The organism is Stenotrophomonas sp. YJH_SMC_80 (genome assembly GCF_059372495.1).
This window is the reverse complement of record NZ_JCAFVP010000020.1, coordinates 25,901-46,329: the sequence shown is the minus strand read 5'-3', so window position 1 is coordinate 46,329 and position 20,429 is coordinate 25,901. Positions and strand designations below refer to the sequence as shown.

23 protein-coding genes are annotated in these 20,429 nt (G+C 65.6%); 11 read left to right on the top strand and 12 right to left on the bottom strand.

Going from position 1 to position 20,429, the window contains the following annotated elements:
* Positions 1-524: 524 nt before the first annotated feature.
* Positions 525-2,954: a DUF3772 domain-containing protein gene (locus AC5P99_RS20025; protein ID WP_049450797.1), complete on the bottom strand. Its 2,430-nt coding sequence runs from the start codon at positions 2,952-2,954 to the stop codon at positions 525-527.
* A 334-nt stretch (positions 2,955-3,288) separates the two neighbouring features.
* Positions 3,289-3,537 (bottom strand): hypothetical protein, encoded by a 249-nt coding sequence (locus AC5P99_RS20020; protein WP_005414723.1) that lies wholly within the window; start codon positions 3,535-3,537, stop codon positions 3,289-3,291.
* A 182-nt stretch (positions 3,538-3,719) separates the two neighbouring features.
* On the opposite strand from AC5P99_RS20020, the gene AC5P99_RS20015 reads away from it, so the two are divergent.
* The 3 genes from AC5P99_RS20015 (at position 3,720) to AC5P99_RS20005 (ending at position 6,040) form a co-directional block, all read left to right on the top strand.
* Positions 3,720-4,214, top strand: coding sequence for a lipocalin family protein (locus AC5P99_RS20015; RefSeq protein ID WP_005411362.1), 495 nt, complete (start codon positions 3,720-3,722; stop codon positions 4,212-4,214).
* 11 nt (positions 4,215-4,225) lie between these two features.
* Positions 4,226-5,434 (top strand): NAD(P)/FAD-dependent oxidoreductase, encoded by a 1,209-nt coding sequence (locus AC5P99_RS20010; RefSeq protein ID WP_495213487.1) that lies wholly within the window; start codon positions 4,226-4,228, stop codon positions 5,432-5,434.
* A gap of 126 nt (positions 5,435-5,560) precedes the next feature.
* The gene (locus tag AC5P99_RS20005) at positions 5,561-6,040 is read left to right on the top strand and encodes a hypothetical protein (protein ID WP_495213486.1); all 480 of its coding nucleotides are present in this window, start codon (positions 5,561-5,563) and stop codon (positions 6,038-6,040) included.
* 152 nt (positions 6,041-6,192) lie between these two features.
* Here the strand turns inward: AC5P99_RS20005 and AC5P99_RS20000 are convergent, their stop codons facing one another.
* On the bottom strand, positions 6,193-6,627 hold the full coding sequence (locus tag AC5P99_RS20000) for a PepSY domain-containing protein (protein ID WP_005411365.1): 435 nt from the start codon (positions 6,625-6,627) through the stop codon (positions 6,193-6,195).
* Positions 6,628-6,778: 151 nt separating this feature from the next.
* On the opposite strand from AC5P99_RS20000, the gene AC5P99_RS19995 reads away from it, so the two are divergent.
* From AC5P99_RS19995 to AC5P99_RS19985, 3 genes are read left to right on the top strand one after another with little or no spacing between them, the layout of a single operon-like run.
* On the top strand, positions 6,779-7,069 hold the full coding sequence (locus AC5P99_RS19995; protein WP_495213485.1) for a PepSY domain-containing protein: 291 nt from the start codon (positions 6,779-6,781) through the stop codon (positions 7,067-7,069).
* Positions 7,069-7,728, top strand: a complete 660-nt coding sequence (locus AC5P99_RS19990; protein ID WP_495213484.1) for a response regulator transcription factor — start codon at positions 7,069-7,071, stop codon at positions 7,726-7,728. Before AC5P99_RS19995 ends, AC5P99_RS19990 begins: the two co-directional genes overlap by 1 nt.
* On the top strand, positions 7,725-9,044 hold the full coding sequence (locus AC5P99_RS19985) for a sensor histidine kinase (RefSeq protein ID WP_495213483.1): 1,320 nt from the start codon (positions 7,725-7,727) through the stop codon (positions 9,042-9,044). Before AC5P99_RS19990 ends, AC5P99_RS19985 begins: the two co-directional genes overlap by 4 nt.
* A 163-nt stretch (positions 9,045-9,207) precedes the next feature.
* On the opposite strand, the gene AC5P99_RS19980 is transcribed toward AC5P99_RS19985, so the two are convergent.
* Positions 9,208-9,528, bottom strand: a complete 321-nt coding sequence (locus AC5P99_RS19980) for a DUF6122 family protein (protein WP_005411369.1) — start codon at positions 9,526-9,528, stop codon at positions 9,208-9,210.
* Between the two features lie 37 nt (positions 9,529-9,565).
* Complete coding sequence (gene speA, locus AC5P99_RS19975; protein ID WP_005411370.1) at positions 9,566-11,455, bottom strand: arginine decarboxylase; 1,890 nt, start codon at positions 11,453-11,455, stop codon at positions 9,566-9,568.
* A gap of 191 nt (positions 11,456-11,646) precedes the next feature.
* Here speA and speE point away from each other — a divergent pair, with 191 nt between their 5' ends.
* Entirely contained in the window at positions 11,647-12,498 is an 852-nt protein-coding gene (speE, locus tag AC5P99_RS19970; RefSeq protein WP_005411371.1) for a polyamine aminopropyltransferase, read from the top strand.
* 118 nt (positions 12,499-12,616) lie between these two features.
* On the opposite strand, the gene AC5P99_RS19965 is transcribed toward speE, so the two are convergent.
* Positions 12,617-13,522, bottom strand: coding sequence for an aspartyl/asparaginyl beta-hydroxylase domain-containing protein (locus tag AC5P99_RS19965; protein ID WP_024957655.1), 906 nt, complete (start codon positions 13,520-13,522; stop codon positions 12,617-12,619).
* A 434-nt stretch (positions 13,523-13,956) separates the two neighbouring features.
* On the opposite strand from AC5P99_RS19965, the gene AC5P99_RS19960 reads away from it, so the two are divergent.
* Together AC5P99_RS19960 and AC5P99_RS19955 are read left to right on the top strand one after the other, a co-directional pair.
* On the top strand, positions 13,957-14,616 hold the full coding sequence (locus tag AC5P99_RS19960; protein WP_099527042.1) for an RIO1 family regulatory kinase/ATPase domain-containing protein: 660 nt from the start codon (positions 13,957-13,959) through the stop codon (positions 14,614-14,616).
* 116 nt (positions 14,617-14,732) lie between these two features.
* A complete protein-coding gene (locus AC5P99_RS19955) occupies positions 14,733-15,380 on the top strand; it encodes a hypothetical protein (protein WP_223846443.1) in 648 nt (215 codons plus the stop codon).
* 139 nt (positions 15,381-15,519) lie between these two features.
* On the opposite strand, the gene AC5P99_RS19950 is transcribed toward AC5P99_RS19955, so the two are convergent.
* The gene (locus tag AC5P99_RS19950; RefSeq protein WP_005411374.1) at positions 15,520-15,858 is read right to left on the bottom strand and encodes a P-II family nitrogen regulator; all 339 of its coding nucleotides are present in this window, start codon (positions 15,856-15,858) and stop codon (positions 15,520-15,522) included.
* A gap of 155 nt (positions 15,859-16,013) precedes the next feature.
* On the opposite strand from AC5P99_RS19950, the gene ubiK reads away from it, so the two are divergent.
* Positions 16,014-16,265 carry a ubiquinone biosynthesis accessory factor UbiK gene (ubiK, locus tag AC5P99_RS19945; RefSeq protein ID WP_005411375.1) on the top strand — a complete coding sequence of 84 codons (252 nt, stop codon included), beginning with the start codon at positions 16,014-16,016 and terminating at the stop codon, positions 16,263-16,265.
* 127 nt (positions 16,266-16,392) lie between these two features.
* Complete coding sequence (gene arr / locus AC5P99_RS19940) at positions 16,393-16,827, top strand: NAD(+)--rifampin ADP-ribosyltransferase (protein ID WP_044571000.1); 435 nt, start codon at positions 16,393-16,395, stop codon at positions 16,825-16,827.
* Here the strand turns inward: arr and AC5P99_RS19935 are convergent.
* The 5 genes from AC5P99_RS19935 to AC5P99_RS19915 all read right to left on the bottom strand — a co-directional run bounded on the left by AC5P99_RS19935 (position 16,820) and on the right by AC5P99_RS19915 (position 20,068).
* Positions 16,820-17,266, bottom strand: coding sequence for a DUF4279 domain-containing protein (locus tag AC5P99_RS19935; RefSeq protein WP_032967033.1), 447 nt, complete (start codon positions 17,264-17,266; stop codon positions 16,820-16,822). The two genes, arr and AC5P99_RS19935, sit on opposite strands and share 8 nt — an antisense overlap.
* A gap of 142 nt (positions 17,267-17,408) precedes the next feature.
* Positions 17,409-17,765, bottom strand: a complete 357-nt coding sequence (locus tag AC5P99_RS19930; RefSeq protein WP_495213482.1) for a hypothetical protein — start codon at positions 17,763-17,765, stop codon at positions 17,409-17,411.
* Between the two features lie 427 nt (positions 17,766-18,192).
* Positions 18,193-18,549 (bottom strand): CPCC family cysteine-rich protein, encoded by a 357-nt coding sequence (locus tag AC5P99_RS19925; protein ID WP_495213481.1) that lies wholly within the window; start codon positions 18,547-18,549, stop codon positions 18,193-18,195.
* A gap of 346 nt (positions 18,550-18,895) precedes the next feature.
* Positions 18,896-19,225 carry a hypothetical protein gene (locus AC5P99_RS19920; RefSeq protein WP_032965978.1) on the bottom strand — a complete coding sequence of 110 codons (330 nt, stop codon included), beginning with the start codon at positions 19,223-19,225 and terminating at the stop codon, positions 18,896-18,898.
* Between the two features lie 240 nt (positions 19,226-19,465).
* The gene (locus AC5P99_RS19915; RefSeq protein WP_495213480.1) at positions 19,466-20,068 is read right to left on the bottom strand and encodes a DUF998 domain-containing protein; all 603 of its coding nucleotides are present in this window, start codon (positions 20,066-20,068) and stop codon (positions 19,466-19,468) included.
* Positions 20,069-20,429: the final 361 nt, after the last annotated feature.

Here is a 20,429-nt window from a genome sequence, read left to right as displayed (position 1 = left end):
GTGGGTCCGGTTGCGGGGGACGCTGCAAGTCCCCCTTCCGGGGCCCGGCCCAGCCGCTGGCGGCTGTGCGTTCGGGCGCTTGCGAAGCAGTGCTTCGCAAGCAAAGCGCCCTCACCCATGTAAGCTCGGTCGCCGCATCCACGCGGCTCACGCCCCCGCAACCGGACCCACACCGCCTTTGACAGTTTGCTGCGGTCTATTGGACATGCCGATGGGATCAGATCCGTTTTCCGGAGGAAAACGGATCTGATCCCAGATTGATTTCGATATCTGACAGAAATGTCGACCAAGGTCGACACCTACCGACAGCCGCAGGAATCTGTCAGAGGTGGGGCGGTGTCGGAGTGCGGGGTGTCAGCCGCATGGATGCGGCTGCCAAGCCTCCATGGACGGATTCACGGCGTCCCCGCACTCCGACACCGCCCCGCCAAACCACGGAATGCCTGCGGTTGCGGTTGCTTCTGAGGTTGCCGGCCAGCGGCCGGCACTACCACGGGTGCAGGGCGCAGCCCTGCAAAAACCCCCTACTCCTGCGGATCGCGGGTGATGTGGATATCGGTCGGGGTCGACAGCGGAATGTTCCGCTCCGCCAGTATCTGCAGCAGGCTGAAGTACAGATCGCTGCGGGTGGCGTAGACCTGCCGCGGGCTGGCCACGTACGCGAAGCTGTTGATGGTGATCTGGCCACCGGCAATGCTGTCGATGTAGACCGTCGGCGCCGGCTGCTTCAGCACGTTGGTATGCGCGGTGTACGCATCCAGCAACGCCTGCCGCAGGTTGCCGACATCGGTGCTGGGCGGCACCGCGAACTGGATCTGGATGCGGCCCTGGTTGTTGCCCATCGTCATGTTGCGCACGGTCTTGGTGACCAGCTCGGAGTTGGGCACGATCAGCGTCGACTTGTCGCCCACCTGGATCTCGGTCGAACGCAGGCTGATGCGGCGGATGTCGCCCTCCTGGTCGCCCAGCTTCACCCAGTCGCCGATCTTCACCGGGCGCTCGGCCAGCAGGATCAGGCCGGAGACGAAGTTCTGGGTGATCACCTGCAGGCCAAAACCGATACCCACTGACAGCGCACTGACCAGCAACGCCAGCTTGCTCAGCTGCAGGCCCATCGCGCTCAGCGCCCAGATCACCGCGATGATGATGCCCACGTAACGGGCAACGGTACTGACCGAGTTGCGTGCGCCCAGGTCCAGTTCGGTCTTGGGCAGGTAGGTGTCGGTCAGCCAGCGCTGCACCAGCTGGGTGATCGCCAGGCCGGCCAGCAGCGCCAGTACCGCCAACACGATCCCCGCCGGTGCCAGCTTGGTGCCACCGATATCGAATCCGGTCGTGAACAGTGAAGTGAATCGCTCCACCACCGCGCCGATGTTGCCGAACGGCGCCACCAGGGCCAGCAGCGCGATCAGTACGACGATGGTACGCAACGCCGCCGACAGCAGCACGCCGGCCTGCTCCAGCCGCGATACGCTCAGGCCGGTGCTGAGCAGGATGGTCTGGCCAACCTTGCTGTCGGCGTTGAGCATCCAGGTGCTCAGGTCATCGACGAACTTGAACAGCAGGGTCGCGGCCAGCACCACGATGCTGCCGCCGATCAGCTGCTGGTTCACGAACTTGGCGAAGTTCAGGTAGCCCAGCAATGTGGCGATGATGGCCGCCACCACCGCGATGTTGCCCGCTACCCGGGCCAGTACCAGCCAGCTGCTGCGACGCACCGGCGTGGCCGCGCCCACGCCATCGGCCTGTGCCTCCAGCTTGGCCTCGGCCTCGGCGGTCTGCCGGCGATGCAGGCGTGCCAGGGTCACCAGCATGGCCATGATCAGGCCGAGGTAGGTCAGCGCAATCAGGCCGTCCAGCGCCACCGTGGTGACGTCGCTGGTACGCGTGGCCTGATCGAGGGCGACCAGCACCGTGCTCAGCCAGGCCAGCGCCGCCGCGCCCCACGCGTACTTGCGCAGCTTGAGTGCGGCGGTGTCATCCAGATTCAGCAAACGCCACGACGGACGCTTGGGTACCAGCATGCACGCGCTGAGCGCCGCGATGAAGGCGGCGCGGAAGGTGGCCGTCTCCAGGCCGTCGGCCACCACCTGCAGGCGCGGCGCGATCGCATCGATCGCATCGAGCGCTGCCATCAGCACCACCACGGCATAGCCGGGCAGCAGCGTACCGACCAGCAACAACCACATGGCCAGGCCGGAGCGGCGCAGGCGACCATCCGGCGCACGCTCGGACGCCGCAAAGCGCCGCCCCAGCCTGCGCAGCCACAGCCGCAGCGGGAACATCATCACAAGAGAGGCCAGCAGGCCCAGCAACGGCGTGCCCCAGCCATTGGCCCGGACACCAGCAACAAACGTATCGCGCCCCTGCTCGGCCAACGGCGCGACGCGTGCGATATCGATCGGCAAGCGCTCGGCCACCTTGCTCCACAGCGCCGGAGACAACGGCGAGGCGACCTTCTTCCCCATGTCTTCGGCGCGTTGCGCAGTGCGCTGCTGGTCGATGTCGGCTGCCAGCTGCTGGGCACGCACGGCACTGGCCTTGGCCTGCGCTACCGACGCGGCCAGGCCGTCGCGCTGTTTGGTGATGGTGCGTCGTTGCGCGGCCAGTTCCGGCGGTTCGGTAGTGCCTTCCGCAGGCGTGCCCAGCTGCGCCAGCTGTTCGCTGATCCGATCCAGCTGCGGCTGCAACGCCTTCTCCAGCGCTTCGGCATCGCGCCGGGCCTGCGAGGCATTCTCGGACAGCATCGCCAGTGTCTCGATGGCCTCTGCATCGCCTCGCTTGCGCTCGACCTCCTTCAGCCTGGAATCGATGTCCGCCAGTTGCTGCTTCGGCGTGGGGTCCTCATCCTGGGCCAGCACCGGTGCGGACAGCAGGAAGGCAGTGCACAGCAGCAGGGCCAGCCAAGGCCCCCGTGCACGGATCGATCGCAGGAAAGAAGACACGCCAGCCACACCGTTTCGCGCGGACCACCGCGCCTGCGCGCGACTATACGGCACAGGCGGTAAAGGCTGGATGGTGGCTCAGAGGACCACACCCACCGCGATGGGAGCTTCGAAGGGGTGAAGGCGCGGGGTGGTCACGACGGGGCGATAACGGCTTGGCGATTGCGGCGGGGTGATCGTGGCCGGGCGAAACGACGGGGTAGAGTCGACTGTTAGTCGACTATCGCGCGCAGCGCGGGCTTTGGCACAGCGTCCAGCGAAGAGCAGTCGACTAACAGTCGACTCTACCCCGTCGGTTCACCCCGCCCACGTTTCCGCGCGCACGCGCGCCACGCCGACGAAGTCAGTACTTCAGGCGCAGCTCTTCGACGGCCGGCTGCTGCAGCGCGTACCAGTCCTGGAACTCTTCCTCGGTGATCTCATCGGGCGCGTACACCGCCACCGGGTGCCAGTCGTGGTCGGTGGGCAGCGGCTGGCGCGGGCCGGCACGCAGGCTGTAGCTGACGCCCTCGTAGTCGACCAGGTCATCAACCTGCGGCCACTGCTCGCGTGCGAACGCGGATTCACTCTTCAACAGGATCACCTGGTACATCGGCACCTCCACCTCGGTTGGATCAGGAAAACACGGCGCTGGGGGCAGCATACCGCCACGCCGGTGACAACGGGCACGCCGCAGCGGCGACGGAACGTTCTGGACACGGCCATCGCCCCGGCTTCACCCGCCCATGGCAAGGCCATCGGCATCGTGGAGGCCCACCCCTGCCACGACCGCCGATGACCGACCACCCGCCGCTGAAGACCGTCGCCGACCTCAAGCTGCCCCGCTACCTGGGCACCTGGTATGAAATCGCACGCCTGCCGATGCGCCACGAGCCGGAAGGCTGCACCGATGTGTCGGCGCACTACACCCTGCTCGACAACGGCAACGTCGGCGTCACCAACCGCTGCCGCATGGACGGCGACGTCGAGGAAGCCACCGGCGAGGCCTGTGCCGTCGACAACGACAGCGCGCGCCTGGAGGTGAGCTTCCTGCCCAAGGGTCTGCGCTGGTTGCCGTTCGCCAAGGGCGACTACTGGGTGATCCAGGTCGCTCCGGACTACAGCGTGGCGCTGGTCGGCAGCCCGGACCGCAAGTACCTGTGGCTGCTGGCCCGCGAACCGCAGCTGGACGCCACCGTGCAGGACCATTATCTGGCCACCGCCCGCCTGCAGGGCTTCGATCTGTCCGAACTGATCCACACCCCGCACACCGGTCGCCCCACAGCCTGAGCCGCCCACTCATGGACCTGAAGAGTGGCTACCCGTGGTGGGCGGTGCGCAACGGCCTGATCCACGCCTTCCCACCGCTGGAGCGGGATCTGCGCTGCGACGTGCTGGTGGTCGGCGGCGGCATCACCGGTGCGCTGATTGCCAACGAGCTGTCCGGGCATGGCCACGACGTGGCGGTGATCGAGCAGCGTGACATCGGCTGGGGCAGCACCGCTGCCAGCACCGCGCTGCTGCAGTACGAGATCGACACCCACTTGCTGGAACTGGCCCAGCGCTATGGCCAGGACGCCGCGGCGCTTGCCTATCGGGCGTGTGCGGAAGCAATCCCAGCGCTGGGCGACGTGGCACGCGGGTTGAAGGACGTGGATTTCCAGCGCATGGACAGCCTGTACCTGGCCAGCCGCCATCGCGACGTTCCGCGCCTGATGGCCGAAGGTGAGGCGCGGCGAAGCATCGGCCTGGATGCCCGTTGGCTGGGCCCGGAGGCACTGCAGGAACGCTTCGACGTGGACGCCGGTGGTGCCCTGCTCACGCGCCAGGCGGCGCGGGTCGATCCGTATCGGCTGACCTATGCACTGCTGCAGCGCCTGCGTCGGCGCGGCGGCTACGTGCATGACCGCACGGTGCTGCACAGCCTCGACGCCACTGCGCGCGGGGTGACCGCCCGTACCGAAGACGGTGCCACCATCCGCGCACGCCACGTGGTGCTGGCCATGGGCTATGCCAACCAGCGCTGGCTCAAGCAACGGGTTGCACGCAACCGCAGCAGCTACGCCTTCATCACCGATCCCGTCGATGCGGACGTGCTCGGCCGGCTGCGCACCACCATGGTGTGGGAGAGCGCCCGCCCCTACCTGTACCTGCGCGCCACCGGCGACCGTCGCCTGCTGGTGGGCGGGCTGGACGACGCCATCGACATCCCCGCCCGCCGCGACCGGCGCGTTGAGAGCAAGGCCGACAAGCTGATGAAGCAGCTGCTGCATTGGTTCCCCCGGCTGGACCCGGTGCCGGCGTTTTCCTGGGCCGGCACCTTCGCCGAAACGGCGGACGGCCTGCCGTTCTTCGGCCCGCACGATCAGTGGGGGCCGCGGGTGCACTTCGCCATGGCCTACGGCGGCAACGGCATCACCTATTCGATGATCGGCGCGCAGCTGCTGCGGGCCGGGATCGAGCGGCGGGCGCATCCGCTGGCGGGGCTGTTCGGGTTCGGGCGGTTGTAGCCTGCAGCCAGGCACGGCCTGGCTCTACCGCGAGCGGGCGCCGACAGGCATCATTCAAGCAGCCCCTGCTAGCGTCGGCCTGTACCGCCGCGTGTTGCGTGGCCACCTGTCCGCTGGAGCGCCGTCATGATCCGCCCCCTGACCCTGCTGTGCCTGGCCCTGCCGGGAACCGTGCTGGCCCAGTCCGCCGCCGGCGCCACCGCGCCGCAGGCTGCCGGCCTGGACCTGAGGCTGCCGCAGGCGCCGATGCGCTACCTCAACGACCCGGCCCTGCAGCAGGACCCGCCGGGCACGTACTACGGTGACAAGAGCGGCCCGCGCGTACACGACGACGCGAAGATCGCCGACGTCACCGATGACAAGGTCAAGGTATCCGGCAGCTTCACCACCGGTATCGGCTATTCCAAGAACGGTGGCAACAGCCACTACAACGCCGCCACGCTGAACCTGAGCAAGAACTACACCACCGATGAGGGCAAGACCCACGGGGTCAACGTCAACATCCACGTGAGCGAAGGCAAGGGCCCGGGCTTCTTCGGCCCGTACGGCGGCTACTACGGCCGCGGCCCGGGCTATTGGGATTACCCGCCGCCGTTTGGCTGGTAAGCCCCGCGTCGGGCCTGGGCCGACCAAGGTCGGCCACTACCGCTGCGTACGCCTGGTAGGTGTCGACCTTGCATGTGCCGGTGGGTGTCGACCTTGGTCGACACGCTCTGCATTCCGTGCCGGCCAGCGGCCGGCACCTACCCGCACGCGAATCAATCCAGCCAGCCATCGCGCTCGCTGTGCAGGATGCGGCCGTCATAACCGCTCAGGCGCACCTCCACCTTCTGGTTGCGGGCATTGCGGGCTTCCAGCGACCAGGTCGCACCATCGCGTTCCAGCGAATGGATCTCGCGCAGGCCATGCGCCTGTGCCCGTGCCAGCACCTGCTCGGTGGTCAACAGCGCGCGGCTGCTGTGCTCATCGAAGATCTCGCCGGTCTTCGGGTCCACGTAGACCTCGCTGAAGCGGCCATCGGCGCGGCTCACGTCAGCCTCCCACAGGCCATCATCGCGTTCGATCTCGTGGATCTGGGTGTAGCCGGCCTTGCGCAGGGTCTGTTCAACCTGGGCCATGCCCAGCGGCGCAGCCTGTACGGCCGGCGCGACGGCCAGCAGGGCAACAGTGGCGAGGGTGAGTGACTTCAACATGGGGGTTCTCCTGTTCGTGTTCGTGGCCGGACCATCCCGGCAACGCCACAATGCACCCCGTGGTTAACAGCGCCTTAGCCGGCACTGTTAGCCAGCTGTTAGTCACCTCCGCCACACTCACGCCTGGTCCTACAGTCCTCCCCGCGCCCCGATGCTCTCCACCCTGCCCCTGCTGCTGGTCCTGGCCAGCGCCCCGACCGCCGCCGCGCCCGCACAGGACCCGGCGCAGCAGGTCGCGCGCCGCGCCGTGCAGCAGGGCCGCTACGTGCCATTGGAAAGCGTGGTGCGCGATGCGCTCAAGCGCTTTCCGGGCCAACTGCTGGAAGTGGAGCTGGACGACGGCGTCTACGAAGTGGAGATCCTGCGCAGCGACGGCGTGGTGGTGGAGCTGGACTATGATGCGCGCAGCGGAAAGCTGCTGAAGACGGAGCTGGACGACTGATGCGCATCCTGTTGGCCGAAGACGATGCCGCACTGGCACAGCGCCTGGTGCCCCTGCTTGAACAGGCCGGCTACGTGGTGCACGTGGTCGCCGACGGCCGCCAGGCCGAGGAGATCGGCCAGATCGGAGACCTGCAGGCGGCCATCGTCGACCTGGGCCTGCCCGGGCTGGACGGATTGAGCGTGATCGAGCGCTGGCGCGGCAACGGCCGCAGCTTCCCGGTGCTGGTGCTGACCGCACGCGGGCGCTGGCACGACAAGCTGGCCGGCTTCGACGCCGGCGCCGACGATTACCTCACCAAACCGTTCCAGGCCGACGAACTGGTGCTGCGCCTGCGCGCCCTGATCCGCCGCAGCCATGGCCACGCCAGCCCGCGCCTGCACTGCGGACCACTGCAGCTGGACGTCAACGCTGGCCGTTTCGAGCTGGACAGCCAACCGCTGTCGCTCAGCCCGCAGGAGTTCCGCCTGCTCAGTTACTTCATCCACCACAGCGGCCAGGTGATCGGCCGCGACCGCCTGGGCGAACAGGTGTTCGACGGTGGCCACGACCCGGACTCCAATGCGCTGGACGTGCTGCTCGGACGCGTGCGCCGCAAGCTCGGCATCGACCTGATCCAGACCGTGCGCGGCCAGGGCTGGCGGCTGGCCGCGCCGTGAGCCGGCAACCCTCCCTGCGACGGCGCCTGCTGCTGGCTGGCGGCGCCGGCCTGCTGCTGGTTTCGCTGCTGGCCAGCGCGCTGCTGGGCGAACTGTTCAAGCGCAGCGCGCGTGACCGCCTCGACCACGAACTGCAGCAGGACATGCTGACCCTGCTGGCGCAGGCCGAAGTGGACCCCGAAGGACAGCTGCGCCTGCGCCAGGAACCGAATGACGCGCGCTTCCAGCGCGTGTTCTCCGGTGCCTATTGGCAGATTGCCGGTGCCGATGGCCGCGTGCTGCTGCAGTCGCGCTCGCTGTGGGATGAAACCCTGCCGGCCATGGCCACAGGTGCGGCCACGCGCAATCTGGCTGGGCCACTCCAGCAATCCCTGCGTGCACGCGTGCAGCAGGTGCGCCTGCCGCGCGCCAGCGCACCGTTCGTCGCCGTGGTTGCCACCGACCGCAGCGCGTTGGATGCGGATGTGGCCGCGTTCCGCAAGCGCACCGCCATCGCGCTGGGCGTGCTGGTCGCGGCCTGGCTGGCGGTGCTGGCCAGCCAGGTGCACTTCGGATTGCGTCCGCTGCACCGCCTCGGCGCACAGCTGGAACGGGTTCGGCGCGGCGACGCGCAGCGCATCGAGACGCAGGGACTTGGGGCGGAAGTCGCGCCACTGGGCGAAGAACTCAACGCGCTGCTGGAGCACCAGCAACGCATGGTCGCGCGCGCGCGTACCAGCGCACAGGATCTGGCGCATGCGCTGAAAACCCCGCTGAGCGTGCTGGCCACCGAAGCCGACGGCGACGGCAGGGACTGGCGGGCCACCGTGCGCGAGCAGAGCGCCCGCATGCAGGCCAGTGTCGACCGCTACCTGGCCGCTGGGTTGGCCGCCGACCATCGCCAACGCACCGACGTGGCGACTGTCGCGCAGGCGCTGTGCCGGCTGATGGCACGCGTGCATGGCGAACGCGGCATTGCGTTCACAGCGGTAGGCATTGATCCGGCGTTGCAGTTCGCCGGTGCCAATGCGGATCTGGAAGAGATGCTGGGTAATCTGTTGGACAACGCCGGGCGGTGGGCGCGACAGCAGGTCACTGTCGAAGCGGAAGCCCACAACGGGCAGTTACGCATCGAAGTGCGTGATGACGGCCCTGGCCTGACGGCGGATGCGCTGTCCCAGGTCACACAGCGTGGTGTACGCCTGGATGAGCGCGAGGGCAGCAGTGGATTGGGGTTGGCGATTGTGAGCGATATCGCCGCCAGTTATGGCGGGCGCCTGGCGCTGGAAAATGCGCAGCCCGGCCTGCGCGCAACGTTGTGGTTGCCGGTGGCGTGAAGCGGCCAACCTAACGGTGGGTAGTGCCGGCCGCTGGCCGGCAACCACGTGGTCACCGGAAACGCCCTGCGGAAGCCGGCCAGCGGCCGGCTCTACCAAGCACCAATCCTACCGGTCGCCGTGCACCCGGTAGGTGTCGACCTTGGTCGACACACATCAAACATCAACGGTGATGCATCCACCAGCAATCAATCGCGTCCAGCACGATGTGGATGATCAAACCGATGCCGAATAACCGCGTTTTCTTCGGCACACACAGCCCCGCATACACGGCAATCGCCGGTGCGGTGTGCAAGGGATGGAAACCGATGCTGCAGCGGTTCGGTGCGTAGATCGGGTCGGCCAGCAGGTGGTCCAGGTCGATGATCCAGCCCAGCAGCATCAGCAGCCACGCCGAAGCAAAGCGCTTGCGCCAGAACAGCCATGCCAGCAGGGCTGGCACGGCGGCATGCAGGAACAGGTGGAAGATCGCGCGCGCGCTCATCGGCAACGGCGGCGCCGGGCAAACCCGGCGCCGTCCATCAGACCAGCGGTTCGTCGGACAGGTAGGTGTAACCGGTCAGGCCGGCTTCCAGCGCCTCCGACAACTCCTGCGCACGTTCCGGCGACAACTGGGCCTCGGCCACGCGCTGCGCATAGGTCGCACGCAGTTCGTCCAGGCGGTAACCCACGTAATCCAGCATCACGTCGGTGGTGTCACCACGGCGCTGCTGGGTGATCGCGTAGCCATCGGCATCGGCCAGCACTTCCACCGCGTCGGTATCACCGAACAGGTTATGGATGTCGCCCAGGATTTCCTGGTAGGCGCCGACCATGAAGAAGCCGATGCGGTAGCTCTCGCCCGGCTTCATCTTGTGCAGCGGCAGCGAGCTGTCCAGGCTCTCGTTCTCGACATAGGTTTCCACCATGCCGTCCGAGTCGCAGGTCATGTCGGCGATGATGCCGCGGCGGTCGGGGGTTTCGTCCAGGCGCTCGATCGGCACGATCGGGAACACCTGGTCGATCGCCCACACGTCCGGGATCGACTCGAACACGCTGAAGTTGACGAAGTACTTGTCGACCAGGCGCTCGTTCAGTTCGTCCAGCACCGGGCGGTGGCTCTTCTCGTCATAGCTCAGGCGTGCACGCACGCCGTGGGCGATGGCGTAGAACAGATCGTCGATGCGCGCACGCTGCGGCAGGTCGATCTGGCCCAGCGCGTAGCTGGCCAGGCCTTCGGCATGGAAATGCTGCGCTTCCTGGAACAGCTCCACCGCCGGGCGCACGTCCAGCTCGTCGTGGATCTCGCGCAGGTGGCGGATCGCCGCCGGCTCGTCGTCGTGCTGGTCCGGCACGCGGCCTTCCTGCGCCTCTTCCACTTCCGAGACGTTGGCGATCAGCACCGCGTGGTGTGCCGTCATCGCGCGACCGCACTCGGTCACGATGCGCGGCGGGGTGAGGCCGAATTCTTCGCACGCATTGGCCAGCGGCTGCACGATGTTGCTGGCGTAGGAATGCAGGCCGTAGTTGATCGAGCAGAAGCTGCGCGAACGGGTGCCTTCATAGTCCACGCCCAGGCCACCGCCCACGTCGACGTGGGTGATCTTCGCGCCCAGGCGCGACAGCTCCACGAAGTAGCGGGTGGCTTCGCGCATGCCGTTGGCGATGTCGCGCACGTTGGAGATCTGCGAGCCCATGTGGAAGTGCAGCAGGTTCAGGCAGTCGGCGTACTCGGTGTCACGCAGCGACTTCCACAGGTCCAGCAGCTGGCGCGGCGACAGGCCGAACTTGGCCTTGTCGCCACCGCTGTTCTGCCACTTGCCGGCGCCCAGCGAGGCCAGGCGCATGCGCACGCCCAGGCCCGGCTTCACGTCCAGCGCCTTGGACTCTTCCAGCACCAGCTTCAGCTCGGACGGCTTCTCGATGACGATGAAGGTCTGCAGGCCCAGCTTGCGGCCGATCAGGGCCAGGCGGATGTACTCGCGGTCCTTGTAGCCGTTGCAGACGATCAGGCCACCCGGGCGCGACAGCGCCAGCACGGCCATCAGCTCGGGCTTGCTGCCCGCTTCCAGGCCGAAGCCCTCGCCGTGGTGGCTGGCCAGGGTGCCGGCCACGCCGCGGGTCTGGTTGACCTTGATCGGGTACACGGCGGTGTAGCCACCGCTGTACTCCCAGTCCTGCTGGGCCTGGGCGAAGGCCGCCTGCAGCTTGCCCAGGCGCTGGCCGAGGATGTCCGGGAAGCGCACCAGCAGCGGCAGCTTGGCACCGGCCGCGCGCGCCGCATCGACCACCTTGGGCAGCGACACCACCGGGCCGTCCGCCCCGGTCGGTCTCACCACCATGTGCCCGGCCTGATCCACGTCGAAGTAACCGTCCGCCCAATGCGGGATCGAGTAGGTCTTGCGGGCTTGGTCGAGGGACCAATCGGTCATTTCAGTCGGCCTTGTTGGCAATAAAAGGGGGGGCATGATAACGCCTATATGCCCACAGGTTCGTTATCATGCGCGCCCGCGCCCGTGACAGGTTCCAACCTGAACGGGCCGATCCGTCCGGATGTGGCATCTGTGCCACGCGGCCCCGCCCGCCAGCCCGGCTCCACCCCTCCGAACAGGACTGTTTTCCAATGACTGACAGCAACAACTGGTACATCGAACACTTCGAGCGCACCGGCTCGGCCATCGGCTACCGCATCACCGGCAAGCTCGACGAGGTGCAGTCGCCGTTCCAGAAGATCGAGATCTTCCAGACCACCGACTGGGGCAACCTGATGACCATCGACGGGGCCATCATGCTGACCAGCAAGGACAACTTCTTCTACCACGAGATGATCAGCCACCCAGTGCTGTTCACCCACGCCGCGCCCAAGCGCGTGGTGATCATCGGCGGCGGCGACTGCGGCACCCTGCGCGAAGTGCTCAAGCACACCGGCGTGGAGAGCGTGACCCAGTGCGATATCGACGAGCAGGTCACGGTGATGGCGCGCAAGCACTTCCCGGAACTGTGCGACTCCAACGACGACGCCCGCGCCGAGCTGCTGTTCGACGACGGCGTGGCCTACATGGCCAACTGCCCGGCGGGCAGCGTGGACGTGGTGATCGTGGATTCGACCGACCCGGTCGGCCCCGGTGAAGGCCTGTTCAACAAAGCCTTCTACGAGAGCTGCTTCAAGGCCCTGAAGGACGACGGCATCCTGGTGCAGCAGTCCGAGTCGCCGCTGATGCAGCTGGAGCTGATCAACGAAATGCGCACCGAGATGGGCAAGGCCGGCTTCGGCTCGTTCAAGACCCTGCCGTTCCCGCAGCCGTGCTACCCCACCGGCTGGTGGAGCGTGACCATGGCGCGCAAGGGCGACAGCAGCTTCGACTTCCGCCAGGCCGACTCGGCTGCCAAGACCTTCAACACCCTGTACTACACCGCCGCGCTGCACACCGGCGTGCTGGTGACCCCGCCGTTCGTGCAGGCGGCACTGAAGTAATGCGTGCCGACCAACGGTCGGCACCCACCCATGCAAAAGAAAAACCCGCGCTGGCGACAGCGCGGGTTTTTTCATGTTCCGGTAGTGCCGGCCGCTGGCCGGCAACCTCATGTAACGATCAGAGCGCCCAGATACCGGCAATCACCGCCACCACCAGGCCCCACTTGATCAGCTGGTAGGCCACGACGCTGCGCTCGCGCAGTGCCTTGGCCTTCAGGCGCACCTTGTAGACGCTGCCGAACGCCTTGTTGACGCCACCGGTCGGGTCACCCGGCAGGTTCGGCGAGGCACCACCGGCCAGCAGCGTGGCCGCCACCGCGCGGTTGAACAGGCCCGGCAGGCCGAAGCGCAGCGGGCGGGCGATGTCGCAGAACAGGATCACGCGGTCGTCGGGCGTCTCGTTGTGCGCGTGGTGGATGTAGGTCTCGTCGAACATCATCCACTCGCCATCGCGCCAGCTCTTCTTGATGCCGTCCACTTCGATGTAGCAGCCGTCGTTGTTCGGCGTGGCCAGGCCCAGGTGCAGGCGCAGCGAACCGGCGAACGGGTCGCGGTGCGGACGCAGCTCGCTGCCCGACGGCAGCTGCGCGAACATCGCCGCACGCACGTCCGGTAGGGACTCCAGCAACGCCGTGGTCTTGGGGCACATCGCCTTCGCCGACGGGTGCGACGGGCCGTACCACTTCAGGTAGAAGCGCTTCCAGCCACGGCGGAAGAACGAATTGAAACCGGCATCATTGAACGTGCTGGAGGCGGCGATCTTCTGCGCATCGCGCAGCGCCAGCGCCTCATCGCGGATCATCTGCCAGTTCTGGCGCAGTGGCTCCAGCTGCGGGAACTCCTTGGCCGGGTCCAGGAACGGCGTGGTCGGCACCTTCGAGAACATGTACATGACCACGTTGATCGGGGCCATGAAACTGGAGTGGTCCAGCAGCTGGCGCGACCAGCGCGCACGGACCTTGCCACGGAAGTGGATGTACAGCACGCAGGCCACGAACAGCGCTGCAATGACGATTTTGATGATCAAAGCACTTTCCTCCAGCCGCGGCCGGAACGGGAAACGGGGTGGTGCACGGCCTGGCGGCCAGCACCGGTAAGGAACGCGGCAGGGAACGGGACGTGCCGAAGGGTGCGGCCGCCGATGTCGCGAATTAACAGCTTATGGTCGGCAGGCCGTGCGTCGGGGTCAAGCCGGACGTGCGCGACGTTCAGCGGGCCGCGGATGAACGAACCGATGCGACGCCCAACCTATTGATTCGGAAAGAGCCGTCGGCCAAGTGAGACACAATTGTCCGATTGAGCGCGACGAACTGTTCCAGCCACGCCCCTGACATTTCTCCGACAAATCGTGGAATAGCGAACTGGCGAGTACTAAAATTAACGAAAACTTAGTAACTCCCTGTAACACCGGTTCGCTTGACGCTTTGCGCCACCCACCGGGTCGTCCGAGACCCCGACATGTATCTTCCTGCTCTGCCCCCCTCCTCCTGCGGCGATGAGGCCGCCACCCCGCTGCTGCTCAAGCGCGGCGAACGCTTCCTGGCCCCCGACGTCTATCGCACCTGCCTGGACGGGCGCGAGGCAGTCATCAAGGACTATTCCCGCTACCGCGGCACGCCCGTTTCGCTGATCGCGCGACTGATGGTGCGCCGCGAGGCCCGCATGCTGCAGCGCCTCGGCGGCTGGAAGCACGCCCCCGCGCTGCTCGGCACCCTCGGTGGCCTGGCGCTGGGCATGGAGTTCATCCCCGGCCAGACCCTGAGCACCGCACAGGCCGTGGGCAATGAGGTGTTCGAGCAGCTGCAGCACGCGCTCAGCCGTTTGCACGCCGCCGGCATCAGCCACAACGACCTGCATGGCACCAACGTGGTGGTCAGCGGCGGCGTACCGGTGCTGCTGGACTTCACCTCGGCCTGGCGCGCTCCACGCTGGCTGCGCCGCAACCCGCTGAGCCGGCAACTGAGCCGCAGCGACATGAAGAACTTGCTGAAGATCCGCCAGCGCGTGACCGGCCAGGCGCCAAGTGCCGCGCAGGCCGCACTGGTGGCCGACCCGGGCTGGGTCGCGGCCGTGCGGCAGGGCTGGAAGCGGTTCTACAAGTGGGCCAAGCGGCGGTAAGCGCTGTTCGCCCTGCATTGCTTGCGCGACTGCTGTTTGCCCCGCATTTGCCCCGGGCCACACGCCCGATGTGCTCTGCGATACTCGTCGGCACGCCACTCGCAAGGATGCTGGGGATGCCGACACCTGAACACACCCGCCTGCTGACTGCAGCCGCAAGATCCATACTGCGCCCCTTGGGCTGCGTGCAAAAGGGCCGTTCGCGCACTTGGCTTGACGACCAGGGCTGGTGGGTCGGGGTGGTCGAGTTCCAGCCTTCGGCATGGGACAGGGGCAGCTACCTCAATGTCGGCGCCTGCTGGCTCTGGGAAGAAAAGGACTACCTGTCCTTCGACGTGGGCGGCCGCGTTGCCGGATTCGAACGCTTCACCGAAACCGCCGAGTTTGCCTCGGCCGCACAGGCACTGGCCGAGCAGGCCGCCGCCGAGGTACTGGCCCTGCGTGACCGTTTCCCCACCCCGGGGCATGTGCGTGCATTGATGAACCGCCACCCCAAACCGGGCATCCGCGAACACATCCATGCGGGCATCACTGCCGGGCTGGCGGGCGCTTACGACGAGGGTCGCAGGCACTTGGCACTGGCCGCTACGGAGACCCACCCAGCGCCATGGGTCGATGTGCTGAAGCAACGCTGTGCCGAACTCATGCCGCTGCTGCAACGTGATGGCGGCTTCGAGGCAGAGATCGCCGCCACCGTGACGCGCACCCGCCGCGCGCTCGGTCTGCCGGAGTGGCGGTCGTCCTCCCTCATTCCGCCGGGTTGATCACACTGGGAGGGTACTTCGTCGAACACGGGTGTTCGCTCCGCCCGATCCCGGTTGTGGAGTCGAGCTTGCTCGACTCCACAACAGAGGGGGCAAGCATCCCGTCGCTCAGACTGCGCAGCGGTCCAGCCCCCCCCCCTTACAACGCGTCCGCGTCCAACTCACCGGTACGAATACGCACCACACTGCCCAGGTCGTACACAAACACCTTGCCGTCACCAATCTTGCCGGTGCCGGCGGCCTTCACGATGGCCTCAACCACCGCCTCCACCTGGTCATCGGTCACCGCCACTTCCAGCTTCACCTTCGGCAGGAAATCGACCACATACTCCGCGCCACGGTACAGCTCGGTGTGGCCCTTCTGGCGACCAAAGCCTTTAACTTCCGTCACCGTGATGCCGGTAACCCCACGCTCGGCCAGCGCTTCGCGCACGTCGTCGAGCTTGAACGGCTTGATCACCGCCATGACCATCTTCATCGTCTATCTCCTGTCTTCCGGCGTGGAGGATAGCGCCTGAACGCGGCCCGTGCGAAGCCGCTGCCGCCTGTCCGGGCAGTGGGTGCCAGCAGTATCCTTGTGCCTGAATGGCCTGCCCGCGCCGGATGCACGGGCCCACCCCCACGGAGCACCCCATGATCGACCTGAATCAAATCGATGACCTCGCCCGTCGCCTCAGCGACCTGGTGCCGCCGGGCCTGCGCGAATCGCGCGAGGAACTGCAGGCCACCTTCAAGAGCGCGCTGCAGGCCGGCCTGGCCAAGCTGGACCTGGTCACCCGCGAGGAGTTCGAAGTGCAGCGCGCCGTGCTGCTGAAGACCCGCGAAAAGCTGGATGCGCTGGAAACGGCCGTGCGCGAGCTGGAAGGGCGCGGCGCCGCAGAATGAAAAAAGGAGGCGCACCGCGCCTCCCCGTTTACAGATTATTTCCCGGATGGGGCCTTGCAGCAAGGCCCTGCGGGCGCCCTAGACTCGCCGGCCTGTCGATCCGGCAGCACAGAGAGGGGCAGCAGTGATGGCGCAGGACACCGATTGGACGCCCGTTTCGCATGACACCTGCGACCAGGTCGCCGGGCCGTTCTATCACGGCACCCGCGCTGACCTGGCGGTGGGCGAGCTGCTGAGCGCGGGCTTCCGCTCCAACTATCGCGACAGTGTGGTGATGAACCACATCTACTTCACCACGATCGCCAAGGGCGCCGGGTTGGCTGCGGAGATGGCCCGGGGTGAAGGGCGACCGCGCGTGTATGTGGTGGAGCCAACCGGGCCGTTCGAGGACGACCCGAATGTGACCAACAAGAAGTTTCCCGGGAACCCGACGCGGTCGTATCGGAGTGCGCAGCCGTTGCGGGTGGTTGGGGAGATTACGGAGTGGGAGCTCTACGACGCGGAGTTTATTCGGCAGTTGAAGGCGTTCGTTGCTTCGGGGAGTGGGGAGATCATCAACTGATGGCCTGCTGGCGCTGGGCGTTGCGCACTTCTTCATCGGCTTCATAGATGTCCAGCCCGAGCTCAATGCCGCGCTCACCCAAGGCGAGCAGCGCGCGAGGCGAAAGCGAGACACCATCATTGCTGCTGCCCATGAAAAGGCCACAGAACAGATCAGGCCGGAAGCGTGCCAGAGCCTGCCATACGGCGAGATCGCCGGTGAGTTGATCGAGGATCTCGAAGATCTGAGCGTCCAGATCTTCAGGCTCACGACGCTCCGCATCAAGTTGCCAGCTGCCAGTCCTGGCGATACGCACAGTGCCTGATTGGTTGCCTCTGAGTTCCTGGCCCTTGTGATGCGATGCGGTTGGAGTCGCTCCGAGCAAGACACTGACTTCTTCGGGCAGGAGGTCGTCTCCGAAGAATCGGAGGGTTACCAGGGAATGATCGAACGCGGCCATTGGAATCCAGTTGTCCTTTTCGGAATGTATTCCAGTGCGCAGGCATCGTTGATGTCAGATTATGGCCGGCGGACGACAGCAGCTTCAGAATAGCCCGAAGCGCGGGAATCGGCTTGCGCTCAATCGGAGAGCTGGCCGGCCCCTACTTGAACATCTCCAACAAGTCCTTGTCTTCATGCCGCTGCTCCAACGTGGAGAGAAAGCAGAAGCTCACCCCACTGCGCATGGCAACCGTCTGGAACCCCACGAGCTCTTCCTTCGTGATCGGATGCTCGACCGGATCGAAGTGCAGGAGCGCCCACGCCTTGAGGAGTGAAAACCCGGACGTGAGTTTCGAGAAGAGTTCCTTCAGCTTAGGCCGGATGGTGGAGAAGTCCCTGACCGGCCCCGCGCGATTGCCAAGGGCGTGGCACTGGCGACGAATGGTTCTGTCACCACCTACCAAGCGAGCGAGCGAGCGAGCGATGAAGTGATCCTGGTGCACTTGAACGTAGAACAATTACCGCCGAAATATCTTCATTCCCCGCATCGCCCCCAAAAAAGCCCAGCCTTGCAAATCAGCGACTGCAGCTGTACTGGCAAGCACGAGTAGGAGCACTGTCATGTTTCTCATGGGACCTGACTCCCTGATGGATGGACCCTTGGATCCGGTCATACGACCTGCCCACAAAGCACCATGTGGCGTGCTTTCCCCTGGTACAGCGCGATCCCAGGGCGGCTGGGTTCAGCCATCTAGCCGGCGCATGGCCGGACCCAGGCATAGGATCAAACGCCCCGCCACATCCACGTTCAAGACACCTGGGGCATGTCCGCTACGGGTCGCTGGCAGGTCAGTGATCCACAGGAAATGCCCTGCGCGAGCCAATGTCCGCTCTCCGCCAGTAGTGGACATTGGTGAACGTCATGAGTTGAGCCGCAAAGTGGCTTCAGACCGAGAGAGCGCTCAAGCTCGACCAGTAAGCCTCCCTTTCGTGCGAGATACCCTTGCTGTGCCAGTGTTTTCTGCCCCTTAGAGCCTCGTAGTGCACGATTTGCGTGCTGGACAAAGAGCGCCAGCCAGATCCGCGGCGAAAGCCGCTTGCGACCTCGACGCCAAGGGGGAAACTGGAAAGAGCATTCTGCTGCGCTTGCGCCAGAGACTCGCCGTTGGCTCCGCCGGTGGATGTGGGGTTGGCAAGTTGCACTCCGTCATCCTCCCAGTTGCAGATCGGACATATGGCGTGGGACCCGTAGACGTCTTCCAGGGTCAGGAAGCCACACGATGGACAAGGCAAATCGATCATTGAGAATCAAGAACCTCAGGTAGACGAATCACTGGACTGGCAGGTGTCGCGTAGGGCTGAAGGGGACGAACGTCCGCTTCGGATCGAGAGCGGCCTCTAGCATTCCGGGTCGCGTTGTCTGGCGCCGGCACGTTTGCATTCAGCCAAGAGCGGGCATCAATCGCAAGAGCCTTCCATATCGTGGAGCACCGACACGAAAGTGTGAGCCCCGTCAGGGAGGCTGGATAGGCGATGCAAGATTCTCAAGCTCGACTCTTGCCGCGCTACTGCAAGATGATAACCGGCTAGCGGCCGTGGTCTCTAGAGCAGTTCCATGCCGGAACCGGGCATCTACTCCAGCGATTCGTCACCGACGCTCTTCCGTCTGGATATGGATAGGCGAAACACCGGAAACCAAGGAATGACTGGACCAAGCATCCAGCTCTTCCGCAATTGAAACACTCAGGAGCCATCCGCGGCCGGTGCACTGTGCCGAGGCCAGGGCAAGAACCACAAACTCAGGCCACGATTGCGCAGCATGACGGGAGCAGGCACTCACCACGAAGCCGCCCTTGTGATATGGCTCGGCGTGGAGATTGCTGACTTCAAGACCTGCTTGCTCAAACATCCGCGCCGCGACCTTGAGAGCCGCCTGCTGCGATGTGCAACTGGTGAACAAGCGCCAGTACAACTCCATGAGCCCACAATCTTCCAAAAGGCCCTCTGGGTGCGGTTGCCCTACTTATAGCAGAAGGCGCGCACGACCTTTCCCCTCTTGCCACCCGGGGTGCCAGCATCAAGGAACAGATAGTTGAAGATCGCCCACGGCTTGAACAATGGACACCCTGGCATGAATCCCGAGAAGATCACCTTGAGCTGGGGCCGGAGAATCGAGAAGTCCTTGATCGGTCCTCTATGTTCCTGTCGCGCGCCCCCATCAATGCGCAGGCTCCGCCTTCAGCGCGCTTGAACCCCTGCGCACCAGATACAACGCAACCAGGAACGGCCAGAGCGAGTTGATCGACGAGAACACGCGCTGGGTCAGCCCCCTGAGCCCCTCCGGATCCACTCCCACCACGTTCAACCAGAGATAGACAATCCCCGCGACGCTCACCGCAGCGGTCACGGCGTACGCCCTTCGGTTGGCCGACCACGCGCTCAATTCGATGTGCGACATCGCCGGTGCAATGATGTTGGCGATACCGATGGTGTAGAAGCCGTGCATCGGATCGCCCATGGGCCAGAGCCCGTTGGTCAGCATGGAGATGCCAAAGACCATCCAGCAGATCGCGCCTACGGCAATCCGCCGACCGGACTCCCGCCATACCCCGATGGCAAACGCCACGAAGCCCACACCGGAGCCGATAGCCGCAATCCTGCCGCAGATGCTTGCAAGCGTTGGCGCCTGCAGCAGCTCGCTGGCGTGCTGGGCAAGCGGGTTGTAACCCGGCGCGAACAGGGCAGCAACGCTGGTCCAGAACAGGAACCACGGAAGCGGGAGCAGACCCGCAGACAGAAGAAGTCGATTGCGGCGTAACACGTCCAGTGATCCTTGTAGCGGCATGCGCCAGTGGGTGGAGTCCGTTCAAACGCCGCAGAACCTTCCTGCTGCGGGCAGGACAGTTCCTGGTGACTACAGCGGTAGTCAGACTCTGCGTGACGCCCCACGGGGTCAATAGGCAGAAAGTCACTCACGAATGGAGGCGAAATACGCGGCATCCATCAGCGACCGTCGGACCAATGCTGTCGCATTTGCCGCGCCCCACATCTCTGACGGAAGGTTCTGACGACTCCGTTCCAGAAGTGCCGCTGCGCCAAGCACGCCAAGGCTCTCGCCCCATCCAACGCTATGCGACAATGCCAAAAGCGTCTCGGGTTTTGGCGGCATTGACCCCTACCCG